The organism is Woronichinia naegeliana WA131 (assembly GCA_025370055.1).
GTDB classification, from domain to species: domain Bacteria; phylum Cyanobacteriota; class Cyanobacteriia; order Cyanobacteriales; family Microcystaceae; genus Woronichinia; species Woronichinia naegeliana.
In genome coordinates this window covers 7,067,146-7,079,683 of record CP073041.1, presented here as the reverse complement: position 1 = coordinate 7,079,683, position 12,538 = coordinate 7,067,146, and the positions used below count along the sequence as shown (strand labels likewise).

Below are 12,538 nucleotides of genomic sequence, written 5' to 3'. Positions count from 1 at the left end.
GACTGCTTCTTTTTTACACTATATTTCTCTCTTTTTGTCTGTATTTTTTGTAACAAATAAGATGCGATTACCCTGCCCTTACCCATCCTTAAATTTAGAATTGCTGTCTATTGGCCAGCAATTCCAAATTCAAACGGTAACATAGGATACAGACACGATCTTGTTTTGATGAATATGAGAGATATTAACCTAATCTCCGAGTTTTTTGCATTCCCTCCTCGAATCTCGGTCTCTTAGAGAGCCAGTAACCATCCGTGTCAACTTAAAGGAATGGGTTCCCAAATTTGTTGATTGAGAGCGGCCTTTTCTCGATGTCGCTTTCTCTCAGCTTTGACCAAACCAAATAACTTAGCACGTTCAGCCAGATAGGTTACTGTATCAGGCTTTTCTCCTCTAGCAATAGCCTTCGCTACATAGTATAGACTCCGAAACACCATCTCTACTGAGATTTTTTCTTTCGGTTGATTTAGAGCAATCGCCACTTCCCCTACCAATTGATTTAAGACCGTATAGAAAATCAAAGTGCAAATAATCTGGATTTGGACACCATTCTTATTCCCTACCCATAAATAGGCTAGTCCTAAAAGTCTTTTCGTTAATAAAAAGGCTTCTTCGATTGTCCATCGTCTTCGATATAAATCACAGACCTCTTCGGCGGACAGTTGTTCGGGAGACAACACATTTGTTAAATACTGATACCAGATTGTTCCCCATAATACTGAGACTAATCTCACCGGATGCTTGCAAGGATTAGAACGGTAATTTCCCATAATGATAATCTCATCTCTGTAATGACTACCTTGAGACAATACTTGTTTGGTTTTGTAAGATGTACCCGCTCTAAATCTGGTTAGAAAAAACTTTTTAGCTTCTGTTAACAAATCAAACCACACAAAGCTAAAAAATCCCATATCTACGAGAATTAAACCATTTTCTGGTAATTTAGCTGCCAATTCTTCACACCATATTTTATCATTTGATTTATCATTTTCTGTGTACCATAAAGTAACGGGTCTTTGGGTAAAGGCTTCCACTACCATCATTATTTTACCCCCCAATTTACTCTTTTCTTCTTTACTTATTTTCATATTTTTCCTTACCTGCTCTAGCGTTTAGCCATCTGCTATCCACACTGCACTAAACTTTTCTCTTATTTTTTCCCATTTTTCTCCTACTTGGAGCTTCTTCCCTTTTTCGGCTGCTTTTTCTAACACTTCTTTTAGTAATATTGCAAATATTTCGGCTGGCACATTCATCATTCTTTTTGATACTGCCTGTTTGCTTACTTTTAATGATGCTACCCATAGCAATCCCTCTTCCTCTAACAGTCTTACCGCTTCACTTATACCCGCTATTTGACGATACACTATACTTAACACTAATGCCACCATTACTGGTAAATTTAATACCCTATCTCTCATCATTTTCTCATGAGTTCCCTGTAAATATTTTAATGGTGTAAACATTGTGGGTTCTAGTAATTCAAACAACTCTTTTGTTATTTCAGGGATTTCTACCCCTGGCTGATTTGTCTTACGACGTAAGTCTGGGTTTCCTTTTCTCCGAGGATGTTGTCTTGCCATTTGTTTTTTGCTCACTTTTTTATATACTAACCTTTTTTTCAGCCTACTCTTACTTCCGCCTGCTTTTAGGCTAATCTTTTGTGAGTAGGCATTTTGGCTTAAGTTGACACCAATGGCCAGTAACCTGCAAACTGCAAACTGCAAACAAACTTGATCAATCACTAAATAGAGCATTACATTGATTCTAAATAGGGCTTGCTGGCACTGGTATCGTCTAGCTAGAAGCTACAAACGTTGCAATACGAGAGGTTCAAGAAATCAGGCGAATTTGGAGTAAGTCCTCCCAAGTTAACCCTTTTTCAATTATACCGAGAGCTACAGCAGGAACTTCTCTAGTCGTAAAATGGCTGCGAACAAAGTTATGAACCATCCAGAAAATATCTAGGACTCGCTGTAATCCCACAACAGATTTAGCATAAGTATTTGTACGACGACGAAAGGCGGCTAAATAGCGTCGGATAGCACTATTAAATGCCTCAACGTGGTTGGCATGGACGTCCTTTTCTTCTGGTTTTTCTGTTGTCTCTGGATGTTCTGGTTTCGGAGTTTCTACTTTCTTTAGTTTACCCTCAGAATCTCGACGTTTACTACTCTTATTTTTTAGTCTTACCACAAGACCCTTCGGTAATACTTTGGTGGGACGACCTCGCTTTCCAGTCTTTAATACTTCGTGACAAATATTAAATAGCAGTTGACTATATCGCTTTTCTCCATCTGTAAATAACTGGAGAGATTCTGCACTCCTTTCAAATAATTCCGCTATTGTTATCATTGCTTCTAGAAATAATTTCTGCTCTTTTCGACCACATTTTAAATGCCAAATAAAGCGGCTAGCCCTGTCCATGAGCACGATTGTCCACCCCTCAGAGGCACTTGCTTCTTTATTTTTTCCAACTTTTGTGTATAGTTCATCCCCTTCTATTACTAATTTAACAAATTCATTCATTAAGGCGTATAAAAATAATGTCTCTTGTAATCCTGATAATTTCTTTTCCCAATTCAATATTGTTGTTTTCGCGTAGCCGAATACTCGGGCTGCTGCATTTAATCCTATTCCTTCCATTCTGGCTTTTAATACTTTTACAATTTCACTTAATGGGGTTTCTAAGCCAGCGATTACGCTACCATAAGTCTCAGCAAAACAAGAACCACATTCTTGACAGATGAACATTTTACGTTCCCCGTTACCTTTCGTTTGATAATGAGAATGTATTTTTACGTTTTCACTATAGCAATGAGGACAGTTTTTCTGAAATAAGGCATCCTCTTTCTCTTGGCACAAGCCAACATCATTTAGGACTTCCATAGAGCTTTTCTTTAATATTGACATTGTTTTCTGTTTCCTTCTTCTTTGATATAATGACAATAATAATAGTATAATAAAAACGGGCCGATGTCTAGTCTTAAACTATTTTTCTATTTTCTCAAACTCTTACACCATAACTTTTTCCAACTTTAATCAGACGATACCAGTTCCAGCCAAACCCATTGGCGATTTATTATAAAGACTGACCCAAACCCATTGGCGATAGAACAACCCATTTATTACAAAGACTTACCCGAACCCATTGGTGATCGCCAGGCTGATTTCATTGTAGAAGATAAAATTTTAAAAGAATCACCCAGTTAATCAAGCAAACCCAGGAAATTTTTTATGAATGACCCAACCTTACAAACCCTTTATGATAGCGACTTCTAAAGCTGGTTAGAAAAGACGATTGACTGTTTAGAGAAGCAACAATTTAACCGTTTAGATACTCAACATTTAATTGAGGAGTTGACGGATTTGGGACACTCAGATAGAAAAGCATTAGAAAGTAACTTAATGATTCTGATCGCCCATTTATTAAAGCTAAAAATCCAAAACAATGTTCCCGAAGCAATGAAAGGCAGTTGGTATGATTCAGTAGTCGAACATCGTCAACGGATTTATAAAAGTTTGCGAGATACCCCCTCTTTAAAAAATCACCTAGAAACCGCTATTCAATCAGCTTATCCTGATGCCAGAAAAGTAGCGATTAAGGCGGGAAAACTGGCAAGGTTTTGGGTTTCCATTCCGCCCGAAACTGCCTATCCGATGACTTGTCCCTTTACATCAGAACAACTCTTAGATGAGGATTTTATGGGAGTATAATATGATTAGTTGAATTAGTGTAATCCCTTCATGTTCCAGGTGAATGAATGAATGGCGGCTTAAAATATGATACTTTGCCAAGTTTGAGCTTCAATAAAACGGCTTAAATGATTAACATTCGTGGTTGCACAAATAAGACTCTGACCAGGATAATCTTGTATTAAAAACTGACATTGAGCGGCGATAATAACATCCGCATCTAAGGTTTTGGGGTCTGCGGTCGGTTGCCCCTGACGACGAGAATTTGCCCATAGATAAGCAGCATGATTTAGGACTTGGCTAGTAACAGGAAAAAAGTCAATCAATGATTGAAGCTCATCCAACTTTTTGATACTTTTCTCGTTATCATATTTAAAAGATTCTAAAATTAAACTTCTTCTGAGTTCATAATCACAAATATCTGAACTGACACAGTAAGTCCCTCTAATCGTTAAAGAATAGAGCCATTGTTGACAGTCTCTAACCTCTTATTTGTCGTTGGGAGAAGCCAAAACGCCAAGAACACCAGTGTCCAAAAAAATAATCATTTTTCGCTAAAAAGTTTATGACCTTCGGGACGAAAACTATCTAGGGTTAGTTTGAGACTTTTTAATTTTTCATGGTTAACTTGAGCCTCTTCTTCAGTAATTTCGACTTCTAGTTCTTGTTTTAACCATTCCATAAGTGGTTGATTTTTTTTAATTTGTTCCTCAAGAGTTGTTCCAAGATGCTTCATGTTGTCAGCAAAAATTGATTTCAATGGTTGCATTGAGGACTCTCCAATAAGTTTTAGGTTACAATCTCAGTCTAGCAATCATTTCAGAAAATAAAACAACTCTTTTTGCCTGTGGCGTAAATACTTCACTGCGATCGCGTAAAAGATGAACCATTTACCCAGTCCCAAACCCCTTTTGCAAGTGGCGTAAATACTTCACGGCGATCGCCCTACAATAAAATCACGATCAAAATCTGGAGCTACAATGTCTTCCCCTGAGTCTTCACTTTTAGATACTGCTTTGAGCGATTATGAATCGGTGTTGAGTAGTTGGCAAAATAGCGAAACGCCTAATGGTGAGCAGGCAGTCAATATTTTAACCGCGAGAGACAAAGTTCAAAAAGCTTTAGGGGCTGAAAACCCAGTAACAGCAAATCTTTTAGAAAGATTAGTGGTATTAGACAATCGACTCCAAGAAAATGCGGCTTTAATCTCCCAAATTTTGGATTTAGCGACCTATCGCAATTCTCTTTCTGTCACGCCCCAGGAATGGTGGTGGAACCTAGATTCGACGGTTGAATCTGACTCTTCCGACAAATTTGCTTGGTTATGGAAGGGGGCAAGGCTGAGCGTATGGACAATGAATTTAGGTTTATTGGGAACTTTAGCAACTCGCTTTTTTAGCGGTGCTTCTGGATTAACCGAGGTATTAACCATTGCCTTGCCAAGTATTTTAGTTTTATTGCAGGCAAATAACGAATTAACTTCTTCGGGTCAAGAAGGGTTTAACCGACTGTTCAATCGGCTCAAAATTCCGCCCTATCTCTATGAGCAGGCAAAATTTATTCCTACGGCCTCTTTATTTGGCTTTTTACTAATTATTTGGTTTCTACAACCTCAATTTTCTCAAGAAATTAATCGAGAAGGCCGTCGAGCGGAAGAAAAAGGTCAGTTAACAAATGCAGAGCGAAATTATTTAAAGGCGATCGCCTTAGATGGTAATAATTTGGATGCGACGTATAATCTAGGAAATCTTTATGAAGAATTGCAAAATTTTGACAATGCCCGTAAATATTACATCATTGCAGCTAAGGGAGGTGTTCCCGATGCTTATAATAATTTAGCACGTTTGTATATTTTAGAAAATAAATACTCAGAGGCTGTTCTGTTATTAAAAGATGGTTTGGCATTGATGGAGCAAAAAGAACAACAAGAAGCAAATGTATCTAATGACTTAAATGCTGTTAAATATAGTATGTTCAAAAATTTAGGCTGGGCGAAACTTAAGCAAGCAAACTATCAAGAAGCTCAGGGATTTTTAGATACGGCGATCGGTATTGCTCGTATTCCAGAAATTCAGTCCTATATTCTCAATCCAGGGGCGGCTAATTGTCTCTTGGCCCAAGTCCTAGAGGCACAAAAATCATCGGGCGCAGTTGAACAGTGGCGACAATGCTATGATTTAGTCAATAAGCGGTTAGCAGCCAGAAATGTTCGTAACGCTGAGGAGGAAACCTGGTTTTCCCTCGCTAAACAAAAATTAAATCTCGAAAAAAAATCTACTCCATGATACCCAAAAAACAGTTAGTCGCATCCGTATTGATTGCAGGTGGGATAGTCATCGGTTTGTCTGAATTGAGTTTAAGCGAATCAACGGGCATTAATATTTTAATCGTCAATAAAGGCGAAGTCAAAATTAAGAAGGAGAACTGGAAAGCTTTCCAAAAAGCTAGTACTGGTTCGCTTTTACGTCCCAATGACTACTTACAAATGGGTTCAAATGCCTCTGCATTTCTCTTGTGTAGTAACACAGAACGCTGGCAACCCACTGCGGGTAAACAATTTAGAGTCTCTGAGGGTTGTCCGAGGGGAACCGCTTCCCGTCCCCGTAAGGTTGCTCGTGGCCAAACCCGTGGGCAAAATGCGCTGACTCCTTACATTATCAGTCCTCGCAATACGGAGCTTTTAAGCGATCGCCCTTTGTTAAAGTGGAATCCTGTGAAGGGAGCAACTCGTTATCAGGTGCAGTTAGAGGGCGGCGGCTTAGATTGGCAAACAGAAACTAAGGAGACCCAGGTACTTTATGGAGGGCAAGAACCCTTGAAGTCGGGAGTAAAGTATTTGTTGACGGTAACGACGGATAAGGGGGTATCGTCTAGGCAGGAAGTAGGGGCCAATTTGATGTTTGGGCTGATGGCTACGGAGAAGGCAAAGGTTGTTGAGGAGGAGGCGACGAGTCTTAAAAAACAGGGTTTGTCTCCAGAAGTGGAAACTTTGTCCCTAGCCTATCTCTATGAAGGGAATAACCTTAAGGCAGAAGCGATCGCCCTTTTGCAGCCTCTCAGTCAACAGAAAAGCCAAAATCGGGTGGTTTATAGCTTATTGGGGGATTTGTTGCTACAGACGGGTTTAAATCAACAGGCCCAGCAGGCTTACCAGCAGGCCTTAGCCCTTGCCCAAAAATCGGGAGATCAAGAGGGTGAAGCGGAAGCTCAATCGGGGTTAGGAGAGGCCAGTTTTGGACTAGGGAAGAAGGAGGAGGCTCTTTCTTGGTTGAAAAAGGCTCAGGCTAGTTATGCTGTTTTGGGGGATGAGTCCCAGGTGAAGCTATTGGCACAACGGATCGAGGAAATTCAAAAACGGTTAAAAAACAGTTAAAGATTATTTTTCTCCCTTTTAAAAGCTACTGCACAAAAGTAGGGGTTTGGTTTCCAAATCCTGAGAGTGCAAGACTTGGAGACCAAGCCTCTACCTTTAATTTATCTGTTTTTTCCCTTTCAAAGCGGCATCTCTACTACAGGCGATCGCTAAATTGAAAGTAGCATTATCGCTATAATTGGATTTAAAGTTTTCCTATGGGGTAAAAACAGCGATGGTTCAAGTAACAGAACATCTTTATATTGTTAGAGATGATCGCATTCTTAAAGGGGAGCCGATTATTAAGGGAACCCGCACACCTGTCAGGGCGATTGTTGAGACCTGGCGTACAGGTATTGCCCCTGAAGAAATACCTACGGGGATGCCTCATTTAACATTGGCACAAGTATTTGATGCGTTAAGTTACTATAGTGACCATCAGAATGAGATTAATAATTACATCGAATTTAACTGCATTCCTGATGAATTGATTGATCCATTGGTCAAAGATTTATGAGTAATGTTTTTATCCGTCTATATCTTGATGAGGATGTCAATGTGATGATAGCAGACTTATTAAAAGCTAGGGGGTTTGATAGTCTTACGGTAAGGGATGCGGGAAGACTTTCGGCGAGTGATGAAGAGCAGCTTGCTTATGCTGTTAGCCAAAAAAGAACATTGGTTACGCACAATCGAACTGACTTTGAAGAACTAACGCAAATTTATTTTAATACTGAGCAAATGCACTATGGTGTTATTTTCGCTGTCCGTCGTCCGCCCCAAGAAATTGCACAACGATTATTGGTTGTTGTAAATCAAGTGACAGCAGATGAGATGGAAAACCATGTTCGGTATATTTGATGCTGGTATCCTAGTCCCCTTTTTTAAGGCTACTGTCTGTGTACACTCATCATGATTAGAAAAAATGACTGAAACTGTCACCTTGGAACTGCCTGAAGCCTTAGCCCAACAAGCCAAGCAAATTGCAACACTCACCCATAGACGGCTGGAAGAAATCTTAGTCGAGTGGATTGATTATGCTATTAGTGAACTCCCTATCGAATCTTTGTCAGATAACCAGATTTTAGCTCTTTGCGATCTCCAGATGGAAGACGCACAGCAAGAGATATTTAGCGGTCTGTTAGCCCAAAGTCGAGAAGGAGAACTTAATGAAGCTGGTGTTAGCCGACTAGATGGACTGATGCAAGTTTATCGGCGGGGTTTAATTCATAAAGCTCGTGCTTTAAAAGTGGCTGTTGAACGGGGTTTACGCCCTGCTTTGAGTGATGGCACGTCCCTATATCCCAATTGAAGTTGAGCGTCGGGTTCGCGCTAAAGCTCGTTATCGCTGCGGTTATTGTTTGAGTCCTCAGCACTTGGTGATGGCTCGTTTGGAGATTGAACACATCATTCCGCTTGCCAAAAAAGGGAGTAGTGATGAGTCTAATTTATGGTTGGCTTGTCCTTTGTGTAATCGTTACAAAAGCGACAAAACGACGGGCATTGACCCTGAAACTGGTGAAAGAGTCCCACTTTTTAATCCAGCGACTCAAATTTGGTCTAAACACTTCCGATGGGCTGAAGACGGTATTATTATTGTTGGGTTGACATCCATTGGTAGGGCAACTGTTTCTGCACTTCATCTGAGTGATGATGCAGACGCTTTGATAGTTCGTAGCTATTGGGTGCAGGCTGGCTGGCATCCTCCGAGTGATTAGGCAAAATTTACGGGCTTTCTTATGACCCACATTCCGCAAACGCTACAGATAGCGTATAAATACAAATAGATGCTCTTTCTACATGGCGTTAATTTGTTTTAATACACTATGAATAGAGTAGTTTAAATTAATTACTCTATGGGTGGCGGCAACCTGCGGAATGTCGGTTATGAAGTTTAACTTCCCTCCTGCTCCTATGACTTATTCTTCTAAAGTTTTGATAGTTGGCATTTTGTTGCTTGCTGGGGGACTGTCTCCCCTAGTAACGGCAACAGAAGCGGTCATTGCCCAAACAACTGTTGCTCAATCCTCCACGACAGATCCAGTAATACAAACTCAAAACCAATCTCCTCCAAAAAGCACCGACCCTAACCGTATTGCGGCAGAGAAAGCAGAAGCAGAAGCCAGAAAATTACTGCAAGAAGACGCGCCCCTTGCGACCCAGGTGATTCCCAAATGGATTGAAGCGTTAAAGTACTGGCAATTAACGGGCGATCGCCTTGAGGTAGCAAAAAGACTCGATGTCATCGCTAAATTCTACTGGTTGCGAGGAGAATATCCAAAAGCATTAGAGTATGCCCAGCAAGCGGCATCGGCTTGTGAAGCATTGAATGATCGAGTATGTAAGGGACTCGCCGTTACTTCCTTGTCTTTAATTTATAAGGAGATAGGGCAATATCAGAAGGCGATCGATTATTTTCAACAACTTCCTTCATTATTTCCTGATACTCCCGAAATGACATCGAGTGCCTTAACAAGCATTGGACAGAGTTATGGTGAATTAGGACAAAACCAGAAAGCATTTGATTACTATAACCAAGCCCTTTCTTTCTGGCGAACCAGAGGTGATGTTGTTGAACAAGCTAGAAGACTTGACTTTATTGCCTCTTTTTATCTTGTTAACTTGGGAGAAAACCAAAAAGCCATAGATTCTCTAAAACAAGCTAACGCGCTCGATCCTGAATATAATAGAAAGATTGCTGACCTAAATTACGATTTATTGTCAACATTTAGCTGTTCTGATCAAATTGCAACATTGCAAAAACCACCTTCCCCAGAACCATCGGCTAATGTACCGAATTCACCTGAATCTGCTTCTGAACCTGCTACTAACAATATCGAAAGCTTCCAACAATCTGTCCAAAAATATCGCAAGCAAGAAAATATCAGGGCAGAAGCTCAATTTTTAAGGTTACTAGGCTTGGAGTATGTCAGAGTCGGACAATATCCCCAGGCTCTTGATACTTATCAACAAGAATTAAAACTTTGGCAATTCATGGGAGCTAAACCAGAAGAAGCAAGAGTCTTAGAAGACATTGCCTCTATTCTCAATGATCAAGGGAAAAAGCAAGAGGCAATTAATACCTTAAATCAATCTTTAGAGATTCGACGACAGCTTAATATCCTCCCTAGCGAAGCCAATACCTTATCAACCCTTGGCCGCATCTACCTCTCTCTGGGAGCCTATGATTCTAGTCTCGACACCTATCAGAAAGCCTTGTCTATTTTTCGGGATACAGGTATGAGATCTGATGAAATTACCGCCCTACAAGACATGGGATCTGTTTACAAAAAGTTAAAAAATTATCCCGAAGCCCTAAAACTCTATCAGCAAGCTTTTTTGATCGCTGAAACGACTGGCAATTGCCTACACGCCGCTCAATCTAAATACCGTATCAGTCAAGTTTATCTAGATACAGGCAAGGATCAGCAGGCGATCATCAGTAGTCATGAAACATTGGCGATCGCTGAGAAAATAGATTTGATTGAAATGAAGTTCGTTACCCAAGCCAAAATTAACAATGTTCTTGCTAAAGCTAAATTAAAGCAGGAAAATTATCCTGAAGCCCTCGAATATGCCCAAAAAGCCCAAAGCCTAGCTCAACAATCTCAGTATCGGACATTAGAAGCCGCTATGTTCACGAGTCTTGCTGAAGTCTATGTCGCTCTCAAACAACCCCAAAAAGCGATCCAAACCTATCGAGATCAACTTGCTCTCTACCAAGCCCTTAGTTGGCAACCAGAGAAATCGCAAACCCTCTACGATCTGGCTAAATTAGAACGAAAAGAGGGCGATCTAAAAGCCGCCTTAAGCTCCATCAGTGAAGCCATAGATATTGTTGAAAATATTCGTCAAGAGATTGTCAATCCCGAACTGAAAACTAGCTTTTTTGCCACCAAACAAGATTACTATGCCTTAAAAATTGATATTTTGATGGATTTACACCAACAAGATCCTACCCAAGGCTATAACGCCCAAGCTTTTGATACCAGTGAACGTAGTCGTGCTAGAACACTGCTGGAACTGCTCAACGAATCCAATGCCGATATTCGCCAAGGTGTTGATCCCAAACTGGTAGATCAAGAAAATGCTCTTAAAGATAAAACTACCGCCCTTGAAAAACAATGGAGCGAGCTTATTAATAAAAATCCTACCGAGCAACAAAAAGCCTTTTTTCAACAAGAACGCAAGAATTTACTGGCCCAATATCAGGCAATTCAAGATACAATCCGTGCCAAATCCCCCAAATACGCCGCCCTTAAATATCCCCAACCTCTGACCCTAGCCCAAGTCCAACAGCAAATTCTCGATCCCGACACCGCCCTTCTGCAATATTCCCTCGGCGAAGAGAAAAGCTACCTCTGGATCATCACCAAAAACGGATTCACCTCCCACATTCTCCCCGCCCAAAAAGAAATCGAAACCGCCGCACGAGAACTCCTGAATGCCATTCAATACGGCAAAGATGACACAGCCAATATTAGCCAAGCCGCCAACCAACTCAGCCAACTTGTCCTCACTCCCGCCGCTCAATTGAAGCAAAAACGTTTAGTTATCGTTCCCGATGGCGTGCTGAGTTACGTCCCCTTTGCTACCCTCACCCTTAACGATAAACCCCTGATTAACCAATATGAACTGGTTAACCTGCCCTCCAGTTCCAGTATTGCCCTGATTCGCCAAGAAACCCAAAACCGCAAACCCGCCCCCAAAACCTTGGCCATCCTCGCCGACCCCATTTTTAGTGCAGACGATCCACGCCTCAAAACTCCTCAAAAACAACCCATTTCCCCAACCAACCCCGACCTAAACCAATTAGCCCTCAACCGTGTCACAAAAACGCTTAAAAAAAGCCGTGCAGTAGGAGACAATAACCAATTTACGCGACTTCCTGGTACTCGCCAAGAAGCCCAAGCTATCCTCGCCCTACTCCCCAAAACCGAAACTGCCGCCGCCTTCGACGACCGAGCCAGCCTTAATTTGGCCATCAATCCCCAACTCAGCCAATATCGCATCATCCATCTAGCGACTCACGGCGTTTTTAATGGAGAAGAACCCACCGATTCTGGCATCATTCTCTCCTTAGTAGATGCCAAAGGAACACCGATCAATGGCTTCCTACGGCTTAACGAAATCTTTAACCTTAATTTACCTGCGGAATTAGTGGTACTGAGTGCCTGCGAAACTGGCCTAGGCCAAGAAATCAAAGGGGAAGGCTTAGTAGGACTGACCAGAGGCTTTATGTATGCAGGTACACCAAGAGTATTAGTTAGCCTCTGGCAAGTAGATGACCAAGCAACGGCAGAATTGATGACCCGATTTTATAAGTTAGTTTTAGAGAAAAAACTTCCTCCCGCCCAAGCTCTACGGGAAGCACAATTGCAAATGCAAAAAGAAACTGAGTGGAAATCTCCTTATTACTGGTCTGCCTTTGTTCTTCAGGGGGAATGGCGTTAGATTTGTATCTAGCAGCTTAATCATACTGATATACCT

At 41.1% G+C, this 12,538-nt stretch carries 12 protein-coding genes and 1 pseudogene; 9 read left to right on the top strand and 4 right to left on the bottom strand.

The window, feature by feature from the left end:
- Positions 1 to 257: 257 nt before the first annotated feature.
- Positions 258 to 1,583, bottom strand: a pseudogene (locus tag KA717_35980) (IS4 family transposase).
- Between the two features lie 250 nt (positions 1,584 to 1,833).
- Complete coding sequence (locus tag KA717_35975; GenBank protein ID UXE60818.1) at positions 1,834 to 2,913, bottom strand: IS1 family transposase; 1,080 nt, start codon at positions 2,911 to 2,913, stop codon at positions 1,834 to 1,836.
- A 192-nt stretch (positions 2,914 to 3,105) separates the two neighbouring features.
- Between KA717_35975 and KA717_35970 the strand changes: the two genes are divergently transcribed.
- Positions 3,106 to 3,213 carry a GxxExxY protein gene (locus KA717_35970; GenBank protein ID UXE60817.1) on the top strand — a complete coding sequence of 36 codons (108 nt, stop codon included), beginning with the start codon at positions 3,106 to 3,108 and terminating at the stop codon, positions 3,211 to 3,213.
- An 87-nt stretch (positions 3,214 to 3,300) separates the two neighbouring features.
- On the top strand, positions 3,301 to 3,717 hold the full coding sequence (locus tag KA717_35965; protein UXE64884.1) for a DUF29 domain-containing protein: 417 nt from the start codon (positions 3,301 to 3,303) through the stop codon (positions 3,715 to 3,717).
- 59 nt (positions 3,718 to 3,776) lie between these two features.
- Here KA717_35965 and KA717_35960 read toward each other — a convergent pair whose 3' ends face one another.
- Complete coding sequence (locus KA717_35960) at positions 3,777 to 4,022, bottom strand: hypothetical protein (protein UXE60816.1); 246 nt, start codon at positions 4,020 to 4,022, stop codon at positions 3,777 to 3,779.
- 218 nt (positions 4,023 to 4,240) lie between these two features.
- Positions 4,241 to 4,465: a hypothetical protein gene (locus KA717_35955; protein UXE60815.1), complete on the bottom strand. Its 225-nt coding sequence runs from the start codon at positions 4,463 to 4,465 to the stop codon at positions 4,241 to 4,243.
- A 211-nt stretch (positions 4,466 to 4,676) separates the two neighbouring features.
- On the opposite strand from KA717_35955, the gene KA717_35950 reads away from it, so the two are divergent.
- The 7 genes from KA717_35950 to KA717_35920 all read left to right on the top strand — a co-directional run bounded on the left by KA717_35950 (position 4,677) and on the right by KA717_35920 (position 12,502).
- Positions 4,677 to 5,981 (top strand): tetratricopeptide repeat protein, encoded by a 1,305-nt coding sequence (locus KA717_35950; protein ID UXE60814.1) that lies wholly within the window; start codon positions 4,677 to 4,679, stop codon positions 5,979 to 5,981.
- Positions 5,978 to 7,069 (top strand): tetratricopeptide repeat protein, encoded by a 1,092-nt coding sequence (locus KA717_35945; protein UXE60813.1) that lies wholly within the window; start codon positions 5,978 to 5,980, stop codon positions 7,067 to 7,069. The genes KA717_35950 and KA717_35945 overlap by 4 nt, the downstream gene beginning before the upstream one ends.
- Before the next feature lie 178 nt (positions 7,070 to 7,247).
- Positions 7,248 to 7,565 (top strand): DUF433 domain-containing protein, encoded by a 318-nt coding sequence (locus tag KA717_35940; protein UXE60812.1) that lies wholly within the window; start codon positions 7,248 to 7,250, stop codon positions 7,563 to 7,565.
- Complete coding sequence (locus KA717_35935) at positions 7,562 to 7,909, top strand: DUF5615 family PIN-like protein (protein ID UXE60811.1); 348 nt, start codon at positions 7,562 to 7,564, stop codon at positions 7,907 to 7,909. The genes KA717_35940 and KA717_35935 overlap by 4 nt, the downstream gene beginning before the upstream one ends.
- 64 nt (positions 7,910 to 7,973) lie before the next feature.
- Positions 7,974 to 8,360, top strand: a complete 387-nt coding sequence (locus tag KA717_35930; protein UXE60810.1) for a hypothetical protein — start codon at positions 7,974 to 7,976, stop codon at positions 8,358 to 8,360.
- Positions 8,335 to 8,766: an HNH endonuclease gene (locus tag KA717_35925; GenBank protein UXE64883.1), complete on the top strand. Its 432-nt coding sequence runs from the start codon at positions 8,335 to 8,337 to the stop codon at positions 8,764 to 8,766. Before KA717_35930 ends, KA717_35925 begins: the two co-directional genes overlap by 26 nt.
- A 160-nt stretch (positions 8,767 to 8,926) precedes the next feature.
- On the top strand, positions 8,927 to 12,502 hold the full coding sequence (locus KA717_35920; protein UXE60809.1) for a CHAT domain-containing protein: 3,576 nt from the start codon (positions 8,927 to 8,929) through the stop codon (positions 12,500 to 12,502).
- Positions 12,503 to 12,538: the final 36 nt, after the last annotated feature.

Coding starts and splice junctions, on each gene's coding strand:
- KA717_35920 (UXE60809.1), top strand. CDS start 8,927: ATGTCGGTTATGAAGTTTAACTTCCCTCCTGCTCCTATGACTTATTCT.
- KA717_35945 (UXE60813.1), top strand. CDS start 5,978: ATGATACCCAAAAAACAGTTAGTCGCATCCGTATTGATTGCAGGTGGG.
- KA717_35955 (UXE60815.1), bottom strand. CDS start 4,465: ATGCAACCATTGAAATCAATTTTTGCTGACAACATGAAGCATCTTGGA.
- KA717_35930 (UXE60810.1), top strand. CDS start 7,974: ATGACTGAAACTGTCACCTTGGAACTGCCTGAAGCCTTAGCCCAACAA.
- KA717_35935 (UXE60811.1), top strand. CDS start 7,562: ATGAGTAATGTTTTTATCCGTCTATATCTTGATGAGGATGTCAATGTG.
- KA717_35975 (UXE60818.1), bottom strand. CDS start 2,913: ATGTCAATATTAAAGAAAAGCTCTATGGAAGTCCTAAATGATGTTGGC.
- KA717_35950 (UXE60814.1), top strand. CDS start 4,677: ATGTCTTCCCCTGAGTCTTCACTTTTAGATACTGCTTTGAGCGATTAT.
- KA717_35925 (UXE64883.1), top strand. CDS start 8,335: ATGGCACGTCCCTATATCCCAATTGAAGTTGAGCGTCGGGTTCGCGCT.